General features: G+C 72.4%; 15 protein-coding genes. 12 read left to right on the top strand and 3 right to left on the bottom strand.

The features are described from left to right. Positions 1–96: 96 nt before the first annotated feature. Positions 97–1,095 (bottom strand): aldo/keto reductase, encoded by a 999-nt coding sequence (locus Sfr03f_RS14215; RefSeq protein ID WP_108954266.1) that lies wholly within the window; start codon positions 1,093–1,095, stop codon positions 97–99. A gap of 100 nt (positions 1,096–1,195) precedes the next feature. Here Sfr03f_RS14215 and Sfr03f_RS14210 point away from each other — a divergent pair, with 100 nt between their 5' ends. From Sfr03f_RS14210 to serA, 6 genes are all read left to right on the top strand, one after another. Beyond that, positions 1,196–2,137 carry a 2-hydroxyacid dehydrogenase gene (locus tag Sfr03f_RS14210; protein ID WP_108954265.1) on the top strand — a complete coding sequence of 314 codons (942 nt, stop codon included), beginning with the start codon at positions 1,196–1,198 and terminating at the stop codon, positions 2,135–2,137. Between the two features lie 372 nt (positions 2,138–2,509). Next, positions 2,510–5,713 (top strand): putative bifunctional diguanylate cyclase/phosphodiesterase, encoded by a 3,204-nt coding sequence (locus tag Sfr03f_RS14205; RefSeq protein WP_435841931.1) that lies wholly within the window; start codon positions 2,510–2,512, stop codon positions 5,711–5,713. 244 nt (positions 5,714–5,957) lie between these two features. Next, entirely contained in the window at positions 5,958–7,808 is a 1,851-nt protein-coding gene (locus Sfr03f_RS14195) for an acetolactate synthase large subunit (protein ID WP_174721586.1), read from the top strand. Between the two features lie 20 nt (positions 7,809–7,828). Continuing rightward, positions 7,829–8,353 carry an acetolactate synthase small subunit gene (ilvN, locus tag Sfr03f_RS14190; protein WP_108954261.1) on the top strand — a complete coding sequence of 175 codons (525 nt, stop codon included), beginning with the start codon at positions 7,829–7,831 and terminating at the stop codon, positions 8,351–8,353. 117 nt (positions 8,354–8,470) lie between these two features. Further along, positions 8,471–9,469, top strand: coding sequence for a ketol-acid reductoisomerase (ilvC, locus tag Sfr03f_RS14185; RefSeq protein ID WP_108954260.1), 999 nt, complete (start codon positions 8,471–8,473; stop codon positions 9,467–9,469). Positions 9,470–9,695: 226 nt separating this feature from the next. Beyond that, complete coding sequence (serA, locus tag Sfr03f_RS14180) at positions 9,696–11,285, top strand: phosphoglycerate dehydrogenase (protein ID WP_108954259.1); 1,590 nt, start codon at positions 9,696–9,698, stop codon at positions 11,283–11,285. Between the two features lie 296 nt (positions 11,286–11,581). On the opposite strand, the gene Sfr03f_RS14175 is transcribed toward serA, so the two are convergent. After that, positions 11,582–13,096, bottom strand: a complete 1,515-nt coding sequence (locus Sfr03f_RS14175; RefSeq protein ID WP_174721585.1) for an MFS transporter — start codon at positions 13,094–13,096, stop codon at positions 11,582–11,584. A 96-nt stretch (positions 13,097–13,192) separates the two neighbouring features. On the opposite strand from Sfr03f_RS14175, the gene Sfr03f_RS14170 reads away from it, so the two are divergent. Continuing rightward, complete coding sequence (locus Sfr03f_RS14170; protein WP_108954257.1) at positions 13,193–13,771, top strand: TetR/AcrR family transcriptional regulator; 579 nt, start codon at positions 13,193–13,195, stop codon at positions 13,769–13,771. Positions 13,772–13,828: 57 nt separating this feature from the next. On the opposite strand, the gene Sfr03f_RS14165 is transcribed toward Sfr03f_RS14170, so the two are convergent. Further along, a complete protein-coding gene (locus Sfr03f_RS14165; RefSeq protein ID WP_245967562.1) occupies positions 13,829–14,959 on the bottom strand; it encodes a PucR family transcriptional regulator in 1,131 nt (376 codons plus the stop codon). 149 nt (positions 14,960–15,108) lie between these two features. Here Sfr03f_RS14165 and Sfr03f_RS14160 point away from each other — a divergent pair, with 149 nt between their 5' ends. From Sfr03f_RS14160 to Sfr03f_RS14145, 5 genes are all read left to right on the top strand, one after another. Next, entirely contained in the window at positions 15,109–16,035 is a 927-nt protein-coding gene (locus Sfr03f_RS14160; RefSeq protein ID WP_108954255.1) for a proline dehydrogenase family protein, read from the top strand. 54 nt (positions 16,036–16,089) lie between these two features. Next, on the top strand, positions 16,090–17,721 hold the full coding sequence (gene pruA, locus Sfr03f_RS14155; RefSeq protein WP_108954254.1) for an L-glutamate gamma-semialdehyde dehydrogenase: 1,632 nt from the start codon (positions 16,090–16,092) through the stop codon (positions 17,719–17,721). Positions 17,722–18,058: 337 nt separating this feature from the next. Then, entirely contained in the window at positions 18,059–18,208 is a 150-nt protein-coding gene (locus Sfr03f_RS30640; protein WP_170145085.1) for a hypothetical protein, read from the top strand. Between the two features lie 102 nt (positions 18,209–18,310). Continuing rightward, entirely contained in the window at positions 18,311–19,354 is a 1,044-nt protein-coding gene (locus Sfr03f_RS14150; protein ID WP_108954253.1) for a 3-isopropylmalate dehydrogenase, read from the top strand. A 269-nt stretch (positions 19,355–19,623) separates the two neighbouring features. Next, positions 19,624–20,718 (top strand): branched-chain amino acid aminotransferase, encoded by a 1,095-nt coding sequence (locus Sfr03f_RS14145; RefSeq protein ID WP_108954252.1) that lies wholly within the window; start codon positions 19,624–19,626, stop codon positions 20,716–20,718. The last annotated feature ends 169 nt before the right edge of the window (positions 20,719–20,887 follow it).

The following is a 20,887-nucleotide window of genomic DNA, read 5'->3' as shown; positions in this document are numbered from 1 at the left end:
GGGTCGGTCACGTCGGGGGCCGAGCGGTACCGCACGGGTTGCGGGCTCACCCTGTCCTACCCCGGAAGCCCGCCGAAAAGTTCCCGCACCACGCGGTCAGTCCAGCGCCGCCGGCAGGTTCCGCAGTTCCGCGAGGTCCTCGGCGGTGAGCCGCAGCGCGGCCGCGGCGGCGTTCTGCCCGGCCCAGCGTTCCTGCTTGGTCCCCGGCACCGCCACCACGTGCGGCCCCTGGGCGAGCACCCACGCCAGGGCCACCTGCGCGGGGGTGACGTCCTGCCCGTGCCGCGCGGCGACCCGGCGCAGTCCGGCGACGATCGGCTGGTTGGCGGCCATCATCTCCGCGGTGAACCTCGGATGCCGGGCCCGCGCGTCGTCCGGCTCGAACCCCTCGCCCGGGGTGAGCGTCCCGGTGAGGTAGCCGCTGCCCAGCGGCGTCGCGGCCAGGAACGCGACCCCGTGCCCCGTGCACCAGGGCAGCAGCGTCTCCAGCGCCTCCCGCGACCAGACGGACAGTTCCGCCTCGACCGCCGTCACCGGGAACACCCGCTGCAGCCGGCTCAGCTGCTGCAGCGTCCCCCGGTACGGTCCCGCCCCCGGCCGCCGCCCGGAGCGGGCGCCGCCCACCGCGCACAGCCCCAGCGAGCGGACCTTGCCCTCGCGCACCAGCTCGGCCATGGCACCCCAGGTCTCCTCGACCGGCACCTCGGGATCCGCGCGGTGCAGCTGGTAGAGGTCGATCACGTCGGTCTGCAGCCGGCGCAGCGAGGCGTCGCAGGCCCGTCTCACGTAGCCGGGGCGGCCGTTGGCGACCAGATGCCCCTCTCCGACCAGCAGCCCCACCTTCGTGGAGACGAACGCCTCGGAGCGGCGCTCCTTCAGCACCCGGCCCAGCAGCAGTTCGTTGGTGAAGGGCCCGTACATGTCGGCCGTGTCCAGGAGCGTCGCCCCGCCGCCCAGGTCCAGGGCCCGGTGGACGGCGCGCAGCGACTCCCCGCCGCGCTGCCGCGAGGTGCTGTACGCCCAGCTCATCGGCATGCACCCCAGCCCGACGGCGCCGACCTCGAGCGGCGTCGAGCCCATCCTCCTGCGCTCCACCTGCCCGCGACCCTCCCTAGGCCTGCCCTGCCCGCCACCCAGCACGCGGGATCCCAACCTAACGTCTGCCGTCCCGCGTCACTCACCTAGCCTCGGGGGCATGACTGCTGAAGTGTGGCTGCCCTACCGCGAGGACGAGTTGGAAGGACTGCCGGAGGGCCTCGTCCCCAGGTTCTGGGACGGCGAGGGCGCCTACCCGGCGGACCCCGCCGCCTGCGTCCTCTACGTCGTGCCGTACCTGAAGCCCGGTTCCGTGGCCGTCCGCCCGATGCCGGAGATGACCTCGCTGAAGGTGGTGCAGACGCTGTCGGCGGGCATCGACCACATCGAAGCGGGGATCCCCTCGCTGCCCGGCGGCGTCCAGGTCTGCAACGCCCGCGGCGTCCACGACGCCAGCACCGCGGAGCTCACCCTGGCGCTGATCCTCGCCCAGCTGCGCGGCATCCCCGACTTCGCGCGCGCCCAGGAACGGGGGGAGTGGCTGAACGGCTTCCGGCCCGCGCTCGCCGACCGGACCGTGCTGATCGTCGGCCACGGGGCCATCGGCTCGGCGGTCGAGGACCGGCTCGTGCCCTTCGAACCCGCGCGGGTGGTACGCGTCGCGCGCTCCGCGCGCACCACGGCGCGCGGCCCGGTGCATCCGCTCCCCGAGCTCCCGGGGCTCCTGCCGGAGGCCGACGTCGTGGTACTGCTCACCCCGCTCACCGAGACCACCCGGGGCCTGGTGGACGCCGAGTTCCTGGCCGGGATGAAGGACGGGGCGCTGCTGGTGAACGTGGCGCGCGGTCCGGTGGTGGACACCGAGGCCCTGCTCGCGGAGGTGCGGACCGGGCGGCTCCGGGCCGCCCTGGACGTCACGGACCCCGAGCCGCTGCCGCCCGGCCACCCGCTGTGGACCGCGCCCGGCGTGCTGATCACCCCGCACGTCGGCGGCCCCACCAGCGCGTTCGCCCCGAGGGCCAAGAGGCTGCTGGTGGACCAGTTGACCCGGTTCGCCGACGGGCGCCCCCTGCGCAACGTGATGCTGACGACCGGCCGTTGACGCATGGTCCGGTCCGGTTCGGGTACTCTCCGCTGTCCCGTGGATGCGGAACGTTCCGAACTTCCGTACGTCATTACGGAGAGTAGATGAAGTATGTCCCTGAGTGACGATGCTGGTGTATCGTCACTCGGGGGCTGCGCCGCGCACCGGGGCGCCGGAGAGGATCTGGACCGAACTGCGAGGGGGGCGACGGGCGATGTACGGCCGAGCGACCGGACCACGGACCCATCATGCCGCGGCCTGCCGCGCCGCGACCCGCAACTCGGCGCCGCAGGGCCGCCGTCGGCGATCCGGATGCGCGACGGCGCACGCCCGGGCCTTCCGGCGCCGACCCAGCGCCGCCCGCCGCCCCGGCGCCTGCGGGAGGCCCCGGTGAGCTCCCCGTCCCTCTCCCCGCCCGTGCTCGACGGCGGAGGGCGTGCCTCCCAGGAGCCGCGGCTCCCAGCGGTCGCGCCCGTCCCGTCCCGGACGGCGACCGTGCTGCATCGGGCAGCGGCCCTGGCGCCGCTGTTCCTCCTCGCCCTGGTGTGCGCGGGCTACGCGCTGGGTTCCGCGGTCGGCTGGGGCTCGCCGCGCGCGGCCCTGGTGATGGGGGACTTCGGGCTGAGCGCCGCCGGCGCGGCCGCCGCCGTCTCCTGCTTCCTCTACTCCCGCCGCCAGGGCGACGAATTCCGCCCCGCCTGGCTGCTGTTCGCGCTCTCCTCGGCCATGGCCAGCCTGGGCAACCTGGTCTGGGGCTGGTACGAGGTCGTGCTGCAGGCGCAGATGCCGCGGCCCAGCCTCGCCGACCTGTTCTTCCTCTGCTTCGCCCCGCCCGCCATCCTCGGCCTGCTGATGCTGGCGCGGCGCCCGCTGACCAGGGCGGGCTGGGTCTGCCTGGTGCTCGACGCCTGGCTGATCGGCGGCTCGCTGCTGACGCTCTCCTGGAGCCTGGCCCTGGGGCGCAAGGCCGGCGCCGCCGACCAGGGCGTCGCGCACGCCGCCTTCCAACTGGCCTACCCGATACTGGACATCGCCCTGGTGAGCGTGGTCCTCGCGCTGCACTTCCGGCGCACCGCGGCCAACCGCGCCGCCGTCAACACCGCGGTGGGCGCCCTCGCGCTGACCGTGGTCTGCGACGCCATGTTCACCTCGCCGCTGCTCCACCAGAGCTACCGCTCGGGGCAGTTGCTCGACGCGGGCTGGTTCGCCGGCTCACTGCTGCTGGCCTACGCCCCTTGGGCGGCGACCTCCTCGCGTGAGCAGGGCGGCCGCAGCGGTGCGCCCCCGCGCCGGCGCGGGGGCGGGTGCCGGCCCGGGCTGCCGCCGCTGCTGTCGCCGGCGAGGCGCCGCGCGGCCGGGGCCGAGCCGCCGGGCGAGCCCGCGGCGGACGACACCGCCGGGGCCGAGGCGGGTGAGGGGCGCACCTGCCCCTCCACCCCGGGCCCCCCGGCGCCGGGCGTGGACGCCGGCCGCTACGAGCCGACGCGGCCCATAGCGGGATCGCTGGCCGCGCTGCTGCCCTACCTGGCCGCGGCCGTCTGCACCCTGGGCATCCTCTACAACGTCCTGGCCGGCCGCAGCGTGGACCAGGTCGTGCTGCTCACCGCGGGCGCCGTGGTCCTGGCGCTGCTGGTCCGGCAGGGCATCATGCTGCTGGACAACGTGGCGCTCACCCAGAAGCTGGCCGAGAAGGAGAACCACTTCCGGTCCCTGGTGCAGGGCTCCAGCGACGTCATCATGATCGCGGCCCCCACCGGCCGCCTGAAGTACGTCAGCGACGCGTCCCAGGGCGTCTACGGCCTCTCCCCGGAGGAGCTGGTCGGCCGGGAGCTGGCCGGGCTGATCCACCCCGAGGACCTGCCGGGCGTCCTGCACGAGCTGCGCCGCTTCCTGGCCGCCGGCCCGCCCGCCGACCCCACCACCCGGATCGAGTACCGCTTCCGGTCCGGCGGAGGAGGCTGGCTCAACGTCGAGTCGACGGTCAACCGCCACCAGGGCGGCCTCATCCTCAACAGCCGGGACGTCACCGAACGCGTCCGGCTGCAGGCCCAGCTGCAGCACAACGCGGAACACGACCCGCTCACCGACCTGCCCAACCGGGCCCTGTTCACCCGGCGGGTCGGGCAGGCGCTCGCCGGCCGCCGGACCTCCGACCAGGGCACGGCGGTGCTCTTCATCGACCTCGACGGCTTCAAGGCGGTCAACGACACCATCGGCCACCAGGCCGGGGACGAGCTCCTGGTCCAGGCGGCCCGCCGGCTGCAGGAGGCCGTCCGCCAGGGTGACACCGCCGCCCGGCTCGGCGGGGACGAGTTCGCCGCGCTGATCGTCGGGGACGGCGTCAGCGACCGGGCCGCCCGCGAGCGGCACATCGTGGAGCTGGCCGACCGGCTGAGGCTGCGGCTCTCCCAGCCGTACGACATCGAGGGCAACGACGTCCGGGTGGCCGCCTCCATCGGCGTCGCCTTCGCGGAGCCGGGGATCGGCGCGGGCGAGCTCCTGCGCAACGCGGACCTGGCGATGTACCGGGCCAAGGCGGCCGGCAAGGACCGCGTCGAGCTGTACGCGCCCCAGATGCAGCAGGACGTGGTGCGCCGGGCCGAGGTCGCGGCCCGGCTGCGCACCGCCCTGCACCGCAAGGAGTTCGCGCTGCTCCACCAGCCGGTGGTGGCGCTGGCCGACGGCCGGATCACGGCCCTGTCGGCGCAGGCCCGCTGGCGGTCGGGCCAGGGATCCCTCTTCACCCCCGCGGAGTTCCTGCGGGTCGCCGAGGAGGGGGACCGGACCGCGGCACTCGGCCGCTGGATGCTGGAGGAGGCGGTCGCCCAGGCCGCCGACCGGTCCCGCGCCGGATTGCGCACGCCGGTGGCGGTCCGCGTGGCGGCCAGGCGCCTGCTGGACCGGTCGATCCCGCTCACCTCCATAGAGGAGCTGCTGACGCGGCACGGGCTCGCACCCGGCTCCTTGATGATCGAGCTCGTCCAGCTGGGCCCCGGCATCGCGCTGGAGGAGCTGGAGAGCCGTCTGAAGGCGCTGCGCCGGCTGGGCGTCCGGTTCGCCCTGGACGGCTTCGGCACGGGCTTCGGGGGCGTCACGGCCCTGCGGCGGCTGCCGGTGGAGGTGATCAAGCTGGACCGCAGCATGATCGAGGGCGTGGTCGAGTCGGCCCGCCTCTACAAGATCACCAGCGGCCTGCTGAGGATCGCCTCCGACCTCGGGATGCAGACGGTGGCCGACGGCGTGGACCTGCCCGACCAGGTGAGCGTGCTGCGGGCCATGGGCTGCACCCACGGCATGGGCGGCGCGTTCTCCGCGCCGCTCGACGAGTACCGCATCCGCCGGGCGCTCGCCGAGGGCCGCTGCCCCGTGCCGCAGGACGTCGTCCGGCACGGCGCGGGCGGCGGCAGGGCGGGCGGCTCCGGGGCGCACCGCGCCTCCTCCCCGGGCCGTACGGTGCCGTCCACGGCCGGTGCCGGATCGGGCCCGGGCGGCCGGCCGCCTCTGCCTCCCGCCCGCGCCGGGGGAGTGCCGTACGGGGGCTGGCAGTACGGCGGTCTTCGGCCACATAGTGAGACCGTCGTCCCACCCACTTGACACCCGGCAGGCGTCGGGGGGAGGGTCAAGGTCATGCGCACCCGAATTCTCGTACTTGGACAGCGCGTCGGCTGAGCTGGACCTCCGGAGGAGAACCGGAGATCCAGCGCCCTACCGCCCGACGCGCTCCCCTCGCTTGCCTCACGGCACGAGGGGTTTTTTGTTGCACGGGGGCGACGCGCCAACAGAACAAGAACTCGCGAACAGCTCGCACACACCACCTCGCATCGAGAAGAGAATGCCGATGACCGAGCAGGCCACCGGGGCCCACCATCCGCAGCCGCGGCCCCGCAACGGAGGACTCCAGCAGTCGCCGACCGAGCACGTCACGGGCGCCCAGTCGCTCATCCGCTCGCTCGAGGAGGTAGGGGTCGACACGGTCTTCGGCATTCCCGGCGGCACGATCCTTCCGGCGTACGACCCGATGATGGACTCCACCCGGGTGCGTCACGTCCTGGTCCGGCACGAGCAGGGCGCCGGCCACGCGGCCACCGGCTACGCGCAGGCCACCGGCAAGGTCGGCGTCTGCATGGCCACCTCCGGACCGGGCGCCACCAACCTGGTCACCCCGATCGCCGACGCCAACATGGACTCCGTGCCGCTGGTCGCGATCACCGGGCAGGTCGTCTCCGCCGCGATCGGCACGGACGCCTTCCAGGAGGCGGACATCGTCGGCATCACCATGCCGATCACCAAGCACAGCTTCCTGGTCACCCGCGCCGAGGAGATCCCCCGGGTCATCGCCGAGGCCTTCCACATCGCCTCCACCGGCCGCCCCGGCCCGGTCCTGGTCGACATCCCGAAGGACATCCTCCAGACGAAGACCACCTTCTCCTGGCCGCCGGCCGTCGAACTGCCGGGCTACCGGCCGGTGACCAAGCCGCACGCCAAGCAGATCCGCGAGGCCGCCCGGCTGATCACCTCCGCGAAGCGCCCCGTGCTCTACGTCGGCGGCGGCGTCCTCAAGGCCAACGCCACTGCCGAGCTGAAGGTGCTCGCCGAGCTGACCGGGGCGCCGGTCACCACCACGCTGATGGCGCTGGGCGCGTTCCCCGACAGCCACCAGCAGCACCTGGGCATGCCCGGCATGCACGGCTCGGTCGCCGCGGTCACCGCGCTGCAGAAGGCCGACCTGATCGTCGCGCTCGGCGCCCGCTTCGACGACCGCGTCACCGGCAAGCTGGACAGCTTCGCCCCGCACGCGAAGATCGTCCACGCGGACATCGACCCGGCCGAGATCGGCAAGAACCGCGAGGCGGACGTCCCGATCGTCGGCGACGCCCGCGAAGTGATCGCCGACCTGGTCCAGGCCGTGCAGAAGGAGCACTCCGAGGGCCACCGCGCCGACCTGGGCGCCTGGTGGGCGGACCTGGACCGGTGGCGGCAGAACTACCCGCTGGGCTACGAGCTGCCCGCCGACGGCTCGCTCTCCCCCCAGCAGGTCATCGAGCGGATCGGGCAGCTCGCCCCGGAGGGCACGATCTTCACCGCGGGCGTCGGCCAGCACCAGATGTGGGCGGCCCACTTCCTGCAGCACGAGTCGCCGGCCACCTGGCTGAACTCCGGCGGCGCCGGGACCATGGGCTACGCGGTCCCCGCCGCGATGGGCGCCAAGGCCGGCCGGCCGGAGCGCGCGGTCTGGGCGATCGACGGCGACGGCTGCTTCCAGATGACCAACCAGGAGCTCACCACCTGCGCCCTGAACAACATCCCGATCAAGGTCGCCGTCATCAACAACGGCGCCCTGGGGATGGTCCGCCAGTGGCAGACGCTCTTCTACAACCAGCGCTACTCCAACACGGTGCTGCACTCCGGTCCCGGCGCCGACCAGAAGGGCCCGAGCGCCGGCACCCGGGTCCCGGACTTCGTCAAGCTGTCCGAGGCGATGGGCTGCTACGCCATCCGCTGCGAGTCGCCCGAGGACCTCGACAAGGTCATCGAGGAGGCCAACTCGATCAACGACCGCCCCGTCGTCGTGGACTTCATCGTCCACGAGGACGCGATGGTCTGGCCGATGGTCGCGGCCGGCACCTCCAACGACGAGATCATGGCCGCCCGGGACGTCCGCCCCGACTTCGGCGACAACGAAGAGTGATGGGACGAGGAACACCTGACATGTCGAAGCACACGCTCTCCGTCCTGGTGCAGAACACCCCGGGCATCCTGGCGCGGATCGCCGCGCTCTTCTCCCGCCGCGGGTTCAACATCGACTCGCTCGCGGTGGGCGTCACCGAGCACCCCGACATCTCCCGCATCACCATCGTGGTCGGCGTCGAGGACCTGCCGCTGGAGCAGGTGACCAAGCAGCTCAACAAGCTGGTCAACGTCCTGAAGATCGTCGAGCTGGACCCGGTCCAGTCGGTGCGGCGCCAGCTGGTCCTGGTCAAGGTGCGCGCGGACAACGAGACCCGTTCGCAGATCACCCAGATCGTCGACCTGTTCCGGGCCAAGACGGTGGACGTCTCCCCGGAGGCCGTCACCATCGAGGCGACCGGCGGCAGCGACAAGCTCGAGGCGATGCTCCGGATGCTGGAGCCCTACGGCATCAAGGAGCTGGTCCAGTCCGGGACGATCGCCATAGGGCGTGGCGCGCGGTCGATCACCGACCGTTCGCTGCGTGCCGTCGAGCGCGCCTCCTGACCCGCCCCGCACCTCCGGCACCACCGGCCCGCCCGCATGGCGAGACCGTCAACCCTCTTCCGCCGCCCGGTCATACGCTGGGCGCAGCACCTGTGACACAACTAGGAGTGAACCGAAGTGGCCGAGCTGTTCTACGACGCCGATGCCGACCTCTCCATCATCCAGGGCCGCAAGGTCGCGGTCATCGGCTACGGCAGCCAGGGCCACGCCCACGCCCTGTCGCTGCGTGACTCGGGTGTCGACGTCCGCGTCGGTCTGCACGAGGGCTCGAAGTCCAAGGCGAAGGCCGAGGAGCAGGGCCTGCGCGTGGTCACCCCGGCCGAGGCCGCGGCCGAGGCCGACGTCGTGATGATCCTGGTCCCGGACCCGATCCAGGCGCAGGTCTACGAGGAGTCCATCAAGGACAACCTGAAGGACGGCGACGCGCTGTTCTTCGGCCACGGCTTCAACATCCGGTTCGGCTTCATCAAGGCCCCGGCCGGCGTCGACATCTGCATGGTCGCCCCCAAGGGCCCGGGCCACCTGGTGCGCCGTCAGTACGAGGAGGGCCGCGGCGTCCCGTGCATCGCGGCCGTCGAGCAGGACGCCAGCGGCAACGCGTTCGCGCTGGCCCTGTCGTACGCCAAGGCGATCGGCGGCACCCGCGCCGGCGTCATCAAGACGACCTTCACCGAGGAGACCGAGACCGACCTGTTCGGCGAGCAGGCCGTGCTCTGCGGCGGCACCGCGGCGCTGGTCAAGGCGGGCTTCGAGACCCTCACCGAGGCGGGCTACCAGCCGGAGATCGCCTACTTCGAGTGCCTCCACGAGCTGAAGCTGATCGTCGACCTGATGTACGAGGGCGGCCTGGAGAAGATGCGCTGGTCGGTCTCCGAGACCGCCGAGTGGGGCGACTACGTCACCGGCCCGCGGATCATCACCGACGCCACCAAGGCCGAGATGAAGAAGGTCCTCGCCGAGATCCAGGACGGCACCTTCGCGCGGCAGTGGATGGACGAGTACCACGGCGGTCTGAAGAAGTACAACGAGTACAAGGACCAGGACTCCCAGCACCTGCTGGAGACCACCGGCAAGGAGCTGCGCAAGCTCATGAGCTGGGTGGACGAGGAGGCCTGAGCCGCCCGGCGGGGCCGGAGCGCCACTCCGGCCCCGTTGCCCCGTCCGTGCGGCGACCGCACGGACGGGTGATCCTTTCGCAGGGGCGCGGGACGACGACCGGGGTCCCACTACACTGCACTGCATACGCGTCAGGCCCACAGCGTCGTGCGTCTTCCACGCGGCTAGCACCCCTCCACGCCTGCGGCCGTCGGGACGGCCGTCCGCAACGCAATTGAGGACTCACGTGAGCTCGAAACCTGTCGTACTCATCGCTGAAGAGCTGTCGCCCGCCACTGTCGACGCGCTCGGTCCGGACTTCGAGATCCGGCACTGCAACGGAGCCGACCGGAGCGAACTGCTCCCGGCCATCGCCGACGTCGACGCGATCCTGATCCGTTCGGCCACCAAGGTCGACGCCGAGGCCATCGCCGCCGCGTCCCGCCTGAAGGTCGTCGCCCGCGCGGGCGTCGGCCTCGACAACGTCGACGTCTCCGCCGCCACCAAGGCCGGCGTGATGGTCGTCAACGCCCCCACCTCGAACATCGTGACCGCGGCCGAGCTGGCCTGCGGTCTGCTCCTCGCCACGGCCCGCAACATCCCGCAGGCCAACGCCGCCCTCAAGAACGGCGAGTGGAAGCGGAACAAGTACACCGGCGTCGAGCTGGCCGAGAAGACCCTCGGCGTGGTGGGCCTCGGCCGCATCGGCGCCCTGGTCGCCCAGCGGATGTCGGCCTTCGGCATGAAGGTCGTCGCCTACGACCCGTACGTGCAGCCCGCCCGGGCCGCGCAGATGGGCGTCAAGGTGCTGACGCTGGACGAGCTGCTCGAGGTCTCCGACTTCATCACCGTCCACCTCCCCAAGACGCCGGAGACGCTCGGCCTGATCGGCGACGAGGCGCTGCGCAAGGTCAAGCCGACCGTGCGCATCGTCAACGCCGCGCGCGGCGGCATCGTCGACGAGGAGGCGCTGTACTCGGCGCTCAAGGAGGGCCGGGTCGCCGGCGCCGGCCTCGACGTCTACGCCAAGGAGCCCTGCACGGACTCCCCGCTCTTCGAGTTCGACCAGGTCGTCTCCACCCCGCACCTCGGCGCGTCCACGGACGAGGCGCAGGAGAAGGCCGGCATCGCCGTCGCCCGCTCGGTGCGCCTGGCGCTGGCCGGCGAGCTGGTGCCGGACGCGGTCAACGTCCAGGGCGGCGTGATCGCCGAGGACGTCAAGCCGGGCCTGCCGCTGGCCGAGCGGCTGGGCCGCATCTTCACGGCGCTGGCCGGCGAGGTCGCGGTGCGGCTCGACGTCGAGGTGTACGGCGAGATCACCCAGCACGACGTCAAGGTGCTCGAACTCTCCGCGCTCAAGGGCGTGTTCGAGGACGTCGTCGAGGACACCGTCTCCTACGTCAACGCCCCGCTGTTCGCGCAGGAGCGCGGCGTCGAGGTGCGGCTGACCACCAGCTCCGAGTCCCCGGACTTCCGGAACGTGGTCACCGTCCGCGGCACGCTGGGCAACGGCACGGAGGTGTCGGTCTCCGGCACGCTGGCCGGGCCGAAGCACCACCAGAAGCTGGTCGCCGTCGGCGAGTTCGACGTGGACCTGGCGCTCACCGACCACATGGTGGTGCTCCGCTACGCGGACCGTCCCGGCGTGGTCGGCACCGTCGGCCGGGTGCTCGGCGAGTCCGGCGTCAACATCGCCGGCATGCAGGTCGCCCGTGCGGCGGCCGGCGGCGAGGCGCTCGCGGTCCTGACCGTCGACGACACGGTGCCGGCGGCGGTGCTGTCGGAGCTGGCCGAGGAGATCGGCGCGACCTCCGCCCGGGCCATCAACCTGACCTGAGCGACCGCCCGTCGGGGCACGAGGAAGGACCCGTCCACCGCGTGAAGCGGTGGACGGGTCCTTCCCTTTTCCCGGACGACCTGTGACGTCCCCTTCCTGCCCGCCGGGTGCGTCCCTCACGCTGCCGTTGCCGTTGCCGTTGCCGTTGCCGTTGCCGTTGCCGCTGCCGCTGCCGCCCGCCGTTGCCGCCGCCGCCCGTCGGCGTGGATGCCGCCCGTCGGTGCCGGTGCCGGCGGCTCCTGGTCCGCCGCCGGGGACGGTCCGCTCAGTCGCCACCGCCGCCGGGGACGGTCCGTTCAGTCGCCGTCGGCGCAGTCGGCGGACGCCCGGATCCCGCGGAGGGTGACCGCGGCCGCCACCGCGGAGACGGCCAGCAGCGCCGCACCGGTCAGGCCCGCCGCGTGCATGCTGTCGGTGAACGCCGCCCGCGCGGCCCGGGCGAGCGCCTCGCCCGCCCGGCCGGGCAGTTCGGCGGCGGTGGCCAGCGCGCCGCCGAGGGTCTCCCGGGCCGTCCCGGGGGCCGTGGCCGGCATGGCGTCCCGGTAGACGGCGGTGCCCACGGACCCGAGCACCGCCATGCCCAGCGCCCCGCCGAACTCCGCGCCCGTCTCCAGCACCGAAGAGGCGGCGCCCGCCTTCTCCACCGGCGCCGCGCCCAGCGCCAGGTCTGTCATCTGCGACATGACCAGGACGATGCCGCAGGCCAGCACCCCCGCGGCGACCAGGACCAGCACCAGTGAGTCGGTCCCCGGGGTGGCGAGCAGGGCGAAACCGGAGGCGGCGACGGCGAACCCGGCGGTGACCACGGGGACCCGGGACACACCCTTCTGCACCGCAGCGGCGGCCGCCGGCGCGGCCGCGCCGATCGGAAGCGAGGGCACCAGGGACCACAGGGCCGCCTCCAGGGCGCTCATGCCCAGCACCGACTGCAGGTACTGCGTGGTGAACAGGGAGGAGCCCATCATGCCCAGCGCCGAGACGGCGTTCAGCGCCACCGCGGGACCGAAGCCGCGCGAGCGGAACAGGCCGCGCGGGATCATCGGGGAGGCCGCCGTCCTCTGACGCCACACGAAGAGCGCCCCGAACAGGAGCCCGGCCGCGAGGAACGCGCCCTGCTCGCTCCGCCAGCCGTCGGAGGCGAACTCCTTGACCCCGTGGATCAGCGGCAGCACCGCCGCCAGCGAGAGCGGCACGCTCAGCAGGTCGAACCGGCCCGGCGAGGGGTCCCTGGACTCCGGCAGCAGCACCGGACCGAGGACCAGCAGCAGGGCCATGGCGGGCAGGTTGACCAGGAACACCGAGCCCCACCAGAAGAACTCGACCAGCAGGCCGCTCATCACCGAGCCGAGCGCGACGCCGCCGGTCATCACCGCGCTCCACACGCCGATCGCCTGGGCGCGCTGGCCCGGGTCAGTGAACATCGTGCGCACCAGCGCCATGGTGGACGGCATCAGGGTGGCCCCGCCGATGCCGAGGACGGCGCGGGCGGCGATCAGCGTCTGCGCGCTGTCGGCGTAGGCGGCGACCAGCGAGGCCGCCCCGAACGCCCCGGCCCCGAACAGCAGCAGCCGGCGCCGGCCGATGCGGTCCCCGAGCGACCCCATCGTCATCAGCAGGCCGGCCAGGACGAAGGCGTAGATGTCGAACATCCACAGCTGCTCGGTGCCGGTCGGGGCGAGGTCCGCGTTGATCGCGGGGATCGCGAAGAACAGGACCGAGACGTCCATCGAGACCAGCAGCAGCGGCAGCATCAGGACCGCCAGCGCGGTCCACTCACGGCGTCCGGCCCGGGCCGGAGAAGGCGTCGTCATGGCAGTGACGGTACACACGTCTTATACGGCTGTCTAGAACGCTTGTATAAGACGCCCGTCCGTGACGCGTGTACAGGCGCGGCCTAAGGTGGGGGCATGGGTCATCGCGAAGATCTGCTGGAAGGCGCCAAGAGCTGTCTGCTCGAGAAGGGGTTCGCCCGGACCACCGCGCGGGACATCGTGCGGGAGTCGGGAGCCAACCTGGCGTCGATCGGCTACCACTACGGCTCCAAGGACGCGCTGCTCGCCGAGGCCTACGTGGCACTGGTCGAGGAACAGGCGGACCGCTTCGACTGGGACACCGCCCCGGACGGCACCGAGCCCGGCTCGCCCGAGCGGCTGCGGGCCATGATGCGGATGTTCGTCGACTCGATGAAGCGGCCCGACTCCATCTGGCACCTCAGCATCGAGATCATCGCCATGGGCGACCGGCTGCCCGAGATCCGCCGCCACCTCGCCCTCGCCCAGCGCGCGGGCGGGCGCGGCCTCGCGGCGCTGCTGCTGGGCATCCCGGAGGAGAAGGTCGACGACGACCTCACCGACACCGTGGGCGGGCTGGTGATGGTCCTGCTGACCGGCGTGATCGCCCAGCACTCCCTGGACCCGGCCACCACGCCGACCGGCGACCAGCTCACCGACGGCCTGCTCCGGCTGGTCGGCGGCATGTCCGCGTAGGGCGCCGGCGGGAGGCCGGACGCGGCAGGGCGGGCCGGGGGCGTGGGGCGCCGCCGGTCAGAGGCGGGCGGCCTTGACGCCCATGTGCAGCAGGAGGCGGTGCTCGCCGTCGTCGAGGTCGAGGCCGGTGAGCTGCTCGACGCGGGAGAGCCGGTAGTAGAGCGTCTGCCGGTGGACGCCCAGGGCGGCCGCGGTGCGGCCCGCCTGGCCGGCGTGGTCGAGGAAGACCTCCACCGTGCGGGCCAGCTCCGGGTGGGCGAGCAGTTCGCGCAGCGCCGCGTCGTCGGCCGCGCCCGCGGGAAGCCGGGTGAGCAGGCGGTACGGGCCGATCGCCGACCACTGCGCCACCGGCCCCAGCCGTGGCTCGGCCGAGGCGGCGCGGGCCGCGGCCAGCGCCTGGTCCCACAGCTCGCCCGCCTCCCGGGCCCCGCGCCGGGGCCCGCCCACCCCGGCCGCCGAGCCGGGCGCGAGCCGGGCCGCGGCGGTCAGCACCGAGGCCGGCACCTCCGCCCCGGTGCGCACCCGCACCAGCAGCGCCAGCATCTGCGGGCCGCCGGTCAGCGGCGCCGCGCAGGCCGCCGCGGTGCCCGGCACCCGGCGGGCCGAGGGCGGCTCCTCCTCGGTCCACGGCGTCACGCACAGCACCGTGTACAGGTCGCCCGCGTCCGGCCCGAGCGCCGACTGGAGCGCGGTCAGCGCCGTCTCCCGCTCCCGCCCCGCCCCGCCGCTCTCCAGGACCCGGCGGAACTCCCGGGTCACCGCGTCCTCGGCGGAGGACTCCTCGGCGAGCAGGGCGCCGATCCGCCCGGCCACCCGCATGGCCGCCGACAGCTGGGCCTCGGTGGGGCCCGGGTCCGGCTCCAGCAGCCAGACGTACCCCTGGACGACGTCCCGGGAGCGGGCCGGCAGGCAGATCCGGCCCCGCAGCACCCCCGCCTCGGGCGCCGGCGGGATGCGCACCGGACCGGTCGCCCGGGCGATGCCGAAACCCTCGAACCAGGCCCTGACCTGCGCCGACGAGCTGCGCGCCAGGATCGTCCTGGTCCGCACGGGGTCCAGCGCCGCCTCGTCGCCGAGGCCGTCGTGCACCCCGAAGGCGATCAGCGCGAAGTCGCGCCCCTCGAGGGTGGCCGGCACGCCCAGCAGGGCGGAGATCTCGTCGACCAGTTCCTGGTAGTCCGGTTTCACGGCTCCATTGTCCTCCCTCTTCATACAGATGTCTGAGAGGAAAGGCGTCGATCCGTGACAGGTGTCGATAGGTGAAACGGAACCCGGATCCCTACCGTTCGAATCGGCGGTCCACGCCCTCGTCACTTTCGTATCTCCAGGAGGTCCCCGTGCTGGGTCCCGTGATTCTCGCCGCCTCGCGCAGCGACAGGATGCGTCGTCTGGTCACCGCGGCCCCGGGCACCAAGCAGGTCGTCGACCGGTTCATCCCCGGCGAGACCGTCGAGGACGTCCTGCCGATCGTCCGCGAGCTCACCGACCAGGGCCTGGAGCTCACCATGGACGTGGTGGGCGAGGACATCACCACGCCCGAGCAGGCCGAGGCGGCCCGCGACGCCTACCTGGAGCTGATCGCCCGCCTCGAGGAGCTGGAGCTCGGCCCCCGCGTCGAGATGTCCGTCAAGCTCTCGATGTTCGGCCAGGACCTGGAGAACGGCGTCGAGCTCTCCCGCGCCAACGTCCGCCCGGTCGTCGAGGCCGCCGCCGCGATCGGCACCACCGTCACCCTCGACGCCGAGGACCACACCACCATCGACAGCATGCTGGCCACCCACGCCTGGCTGCGCGAGGACTTCCCGCAGACCGGCTGCGTGATCCAGGCGATGCTGTACCGCACCGAGGAGGACGCCCGTCGTCTCGCGGCGAGCGGCAGCCGGGTGCGCATCGTCAAGGGCGCCTACAAGGAGCCGGCCGAGGTCGCGTACCAGTCGAAGGCCGAGATCGACAAGGCGTACGTGCGGATCATGAAGATCCTCATGGAGGGCGACGGCTACCCCATGATCGGCTCCCACGATCCGCGGATGATCTCCATCGGACAGGAGCTCGCGCGGCGCGCAGGGCGCAAGATGGACGAGTACGAGTTTCAGATGCTGTTCGGCATCCGCGGCGACGAATCGCTGCGTCTCGCCGCCGAGGGTCACCGGATGCGTGTCTACACCGCGTACGGCACCGACTGGTACGGCTACTTCATGCGCCGTCTCGCGGAGAAGCCGTCGAACCTGAAGTTCTTCCTGCGTTCGATGGTCAGCAAGGGCTGAGCCCCGCACCGCTCGACCACCCACGTTCAGAGCTCTCACAAGGAGAAGGAACCCATGGACGCTGTGACCCAGGTCCCCACGCCCGTGAACGAGCCGGTGCACGGCTACGCCCCCGGCTCGGCCGAGCGCTCCCGGCTGGAGGCCAAGCTCAAGGAGCTGGCCGACAACCCGATCGAGCTCCCGATGACCATCGGCGGCGTCAAGCGCCTCGGCGGCGGCGAGGAGTTCAAGGTCGTCCAGCCGCACAACCACCGGGCGGTCATCGGCACCGGCCGCAACGCCACCCAGCAGGACGCCCAGGACGCCATCGACGCGGCCCTGGCCGCGGCCCCGGCCTGGCGGGCCATGTCCTTCGACGACCGCGCCGCGATCATCCTGCGCGCCGCCGAGCTGCTGTCCGGCCCGTGGCGCGAGACGCTGGCCGCCTCCACCATGCTGGGCCAGGGCAAGACCGCCCAGCAGGCCGAGATCGACACCCCCTGCGAGCTGGTCGACTTCTGGCGCTTCAACGTGCACTACGCGCGCCAGATCCTCGCCGAGCAGCCCCCGGCCAACTCCCCGGGCGTCTGGAACCGGCTGGACCACCGTCCGCTCGAGGGCTTCGTCTACGCGATCACGCCGTTCAACTTCACGGCCATCGCCGCCAACCTGCCGACCGCGCCCGCCCTGATGGGCAACGTCGTGGTGTGGAAGCCGTCCCCGACGCAGACCCACGCCGCCGTCCTCACCATGCGCCTGCTGGAGGAGGCCGGTCTGCCCAAGGGCGTCATCAACCTGGTCACCGGTGACGGCATCGCGGTCTCGGAGGTCGCGCTGAACCACCGCGACCTGGCCGGCATCCACTTCACCGGCTCGACGAAGACCTTCCAGCACCTGTGGAAGACGGTCGGCGCCAACATCGAGAACTACCGCGCCTACCCGCGTCTGGTCGGCGAGACCGGCGGCAAGGACTTCGTCGTCGCCCACCCGAGCGCCGACCGGGCCGTGCTGAAGACCGCGCTGACCCGCGGCTCCTTCGAGTACCAGGGCCAGAAGTGCTCCGCCAGCTCGCGCGCCTACATCCCGGCCTCCATCTGGAACGACGGGTTCAAGGAGGAGTTCGCGGCCGAGGTCGACGGCATCAAGATGGGTGACGTCACCGACCTGTCGAACTTCGTCGGCGCCGTGATCGACGAGCGCGCCTTCGCCAAGAACAAGGCCGCCATCGACCGCGCCAAGGCCGACGACACCTGCACCGTCGTGGCCGGCGGCACCTACGACGACTCGGTGGGCTACTTCGTCCGCCCGACCGTCATCGAGTGCACCGACCCGGAGAACGAGGTCTTCACGACCGAGTACTTCGGCCCGATCCTCGCCGTCCACGTCTACGAGGACGACAAGTACGAGGAGATGCTGACCCAGATGGAGTCGGCCTCCGACTACGCCCTCACCGGCTCGGTCATCTCCCGCGACCGCGCGGCCGCGGCGTACACGATGGACAAGCTCCGCTACGCGGCGGGCAACTTCTACATCAACGACAAGTCGACCGGCGCCGTGGTCGGCCAGCAGCCGTTCGGCGGCGGCCGCGCCTCCGGCACCAACGACAAGGCCGGCGCCCCGCAGAACCTGCAGCGCTGGACCCTGACCCGGGCCATCAAGGAGACCCTGGTCGCGCCGACCGAGTACGGCTACCCGCACATGGGCTGACCGCCCGCGCCCCACGGCCGCGCCCCCGCCTCCCACCAGGAGGCGGGGGCGCGGCTCTTCGTGCGGCCGGTTCCTCCCGTATTCCGCCGTGTCGCGGGTGCGCGCCGTGCACATCTGAGCCCGTTGGGGTGGCATCTGTCTCGGATAGTAGGACGTCCGACTAATGGTGGAGACAACGGCGCTCGGCTCGCCTAGCTTTGTAGGAGCCGAACATGTCGCCCCATCCGGCGAACGGCGTTGGCGAGCCGCACCACCGCGCAGGCCACCCCTGCGGTGCGACGCTCCCCGCCCCTTCCGGCGCCTCTCGCCACTCTTCCTCCGAAGGAGCCGACGCGTCATGTCCGAGACCCCCGCAGCCCAGCACCCGCACACCGCCCGCTCCCGCGCCCGCCGTGCCCGGATGGCCGACGCCGACCGCCGCAACGCCGCGGCCGCCCTCCAGCGCGCCCTCGACCGCCGTGACAACGGCGGCGCGACCGGCCACTGAGCCGGCCGCCGGGCCGACCGCACGACCAGCACCCGAGGGGTCCGCTGTCCGCATCGCGGACGCCGTGTGCCACTCCTTGGGACAACCCACTAGGGTGCCGACATGTCTCGCAGCATCGATCTCGCAGTGATCCCCGGTGACGGCATCGGGCAGGAAGTCGTGGCCGAAGGCCTGAAGGTCCTCTCCGCCGTCCTCCCGCAGGATGTGAAGCTGGAGACGACGGAGTACGACTTCGGCGCGCGCCGCTACCACGCCACCGGTGAGACCCTCACCGACGAGGACCTGGCCGCGCTCAAGGGCCACGACGCCATCCTGCTCGGCGCCATCGGCGACCCCTCCGTGCCGTCCGGCGTGCTGGAGCGCGGTTTCCTGCTCAAGCTGCGCTTCGCCTTCGACCACCACGTCAACCTGCGCCCGTCCAAGCTCCTGCCGGGCGTCGCCACCCCGCTGGCCGGCGAGCCGCAGATCGACTTCGTGGTCGTCCGCGAGGGCACCGAGGGCCCCTACACGGGCAACGGCGGCACCATCCGCAAGGGCACCGAGCACGAGGTGGCCACCGAGGTCTCGGTGAACACCGCCTACGGCGTCGAGCGCGTGGTCCGCGACGCCTTCGCCCGCGCCCAGGCCCGCCCGCGCAAGAAGCTGGCGCTCATCCACAAGAACAACGTGCTGACCTTCGCCGGACACCTGTGGACCGACGTGTTCAACCGCGTCGCCCAGGAGTTCCCCGAGGTCACCACCGAGTACATGCACGTCGACGCGGCGACCATCTACCTGGTCACCCAGCCGGAGCGGTTCGACGTCATCGTCACCGACAACCTCTTCGGCGACATCGTCACCGACCTCGCCGCCGCCGTCTCCGGCGGCATCGGCGTGGCCGCCTCGGGCAACATCAACCCGAGCGGTCAGTACCCGTCCATGTTCGAGCCGGTCCACGGCTCGGCCCCGGACATCGCCGGCCAGGGCAAGGCCGACCCCACGGCCACCGTCCTGTCCGTCGCCCTCCTGCTGCGCCACCTCGGCCTGGAGGCCGAGGCCGCGCGCATCGACGAGGCGGTCGCCGCCGACCTGGTCGAGCGCACGGGTCTGCCCGCCCGCTCCACCGAGGAGATCGGCGACGCGCTCGCCGCACGAGTAGCCGGCTGACCCCCGGCCCGCTCACCTGAGAAAGCCGCCGGGATGCCCCTCGCACCCGGCGGCTTCCGCCATGTCCCGCCGGGTGCCACCATCGAAACGCAGGGTCGCACCACCGCACCGTCCTTCACCGGGCACCTACTTGCGATAATCGGACGTGGAGTCGCGTTCGATCATCGTTAGAACGTGCCGACCGGGCGTCCCGACGGGCGTCCGACGACGGCGGGGAGCACGAGCGGAGACGCGGCCCGTCACTACAACGGTGAAGGACAGTTCTGCTGATGACGACGACGCCCACGATCGAGCTCAAGCCCACCTCGCACCCGCTGCCCGCGGCCGAGCGGGAGGCCATCCTGGCCAACCCCGGGTTCGGCCGGCACTTCACCGACCACATGGTGTCGATCAAGTGGACCGAGGGCCGCGGGTGGCACGACGCCGAGCTCGTCCCCTACGGCCCGCTCTCCCTCGACCCGGCGAACATGACCCTGCACTACGCGCAGGAGATCTTCGAGGGGCTCAAGGCCTACCGCCGCGCCGACGGCTCGGTGGGCGTCTTCCGCCCGGAGAAGAACGCCCTGCGCTTCCAGGCATCCGCCCGCCGCCTGGCCATGCCGGAGCTTCCGGTGGAGACCTTCATCGAGGCGTGCGACGCGCTGGTCCGGCAGGACGAGGCCTGGGTCCCGGCGCACGGCGGCGAGGAGTCGCTGTACCTGCGCCCGTTCATGATCGCCACCGAGGTGGGGCTCGGCGTCCGGCCGGCCAAGGAGTACCTGTTCCTGGTCATCGCCTCCCCGGCCGGCGCGTACTTCCCCGGCGGGGTCAAGCCGGTCTCCATCTGGGTCGCCGAGGAGCACGTGCGCGCGGTCCCGGGCGGCATGGGCGACGCCAAGACCGGCGGCAACTACGCCGCCTCGCTGATGGCCCAGGCCGAGGCCGCCAAGGTGGGCTGCGACCAGGTCTGCTACCTCGACGCCATCGAGCGCCGGTGGATCGAGGAGCTCGGCGGCATGAACCTGTACTTCGTCTACGAGGACCGGATCGTCACCCCGGCCCTCAGCGGCTCCATCCTCGAGGGCGTCACCCGCGACTCCCTGCTGAGCGTGGCCGCCGACCTCGGGCTCGCCCCCGAGGAGGGCAGGGTCTCCGTCGACCAGTGGCAGGCCGACGCGCAGAGCGGCGCCCTGCGGGAGGTCTTCGCCTGCGGCACCGCCGCGGTGATCACCCCGGTCGGCACGGTCAAGCGCAGCAGCGGCGCCGAGTGGAAGCACGGCACCGGCGAGCCGGGCGAGGTCACCCTGCGCCTGCGCGACGCCCTGCTGGACATCCAGCGCGGCACCGCCGAGGACAAGCACGGCTGGATGCACAAGGTCTGCTGACCTCACGCCCGGCGGACGGCGGACCGGGGAAGCGCACGGCGCTTCCCCGGTCCGCCGTCGCGTGGTGGGACGGTTCGCCCGGATTCTGAGACACCCGGTTTCGACCGTGCAACCTGTGCCAGACTGGCGATGTGCCCTCGTTCGCCATGATTATCGGCAGCAGGCGCGC

It is taken from the genome of Streptomyces fragilis, from assembly GCF_003112515.1.
Taxonomy (GTDB): Bacteria; Actinomycetota; Actinomycetes; order Streptomycetales; family Streptomycetaceae; genus Streptomyces; species Streptomyces fragilis.
The sequence above is the reverse complement of the archived record's forward strand: the minus strand, read 5'-3'. Positions and strand labels throughout refer to the sequence as shown.

Excerpts from the sequence above, each read along its gene's own strand:
- Sfr03f_RS14210 (WP_108954265.1), top strand. The coding sequence starts at position 1,196 with ATGACTGCTGAAGTGTGGCTGCCCTACCGCGAGGACGAGTTGGAAGGA.
- Sfr03f_RS14195 (WP_174721586.1), top strand. The coding sequence starts at position 5,958 with ATGACCGAGCAGGCCACCGGGGCCCACCATCCGCAGCCGCGGCCCCGC.
- ilvN (WP_108954261.1), top strand. The coding sequence starts at position 7,829 with ATGTCGAAGCACACGCTCTCCGTCCTGGTGCAGAACACCCCGGGCATC.
- Sfr03f_RS14175 (WP_174721585.1), bottom strand. The coding sequence starts at position 13,096 with ATGACGACGCCTTCTCCGGCCCGGGCCGGACGCCGTGAGTGGACCGCG.
- Sfr03f_RS14170 (WP_108954257.1), top strand. The coding sequence starts at position 13,193 with ATGGGTCATCGCGAAGATCTGCTGGAAGGCGCCAAGAGCTGTCTGCTC.
- pruA (WP_108954254.1), top strand. The coding sequence starts at position 16,090 with ATGGACGCTGTGACCCAGGTCCCCACGCCCGTGAACGAGCCGGTGCAC.
- Sfr03f_RS30640 (WP_170145085.1), top strand. The coding sequence starts at position 18,059 with ATGTCCGAGACCCCCGCAGCCCAGCACCCGCACACCGCCCGCTCCCGC.
- Sfr03f_RS14150 (WP_108954253.1), top strand. The coding sequence starts at position 18,311 with ATGTCTCGCAGCATCGATCTCGCAGTGATCCCCGGTGACGGCATCGGG.
- Sfr03f_RS14145 (WP_108954252.1), top strand. The coding sequence starts at position 19,624 with ATGACGACGACGCCCACGATCGAGCTCAAGCCCACCTCGCACCCGCTG.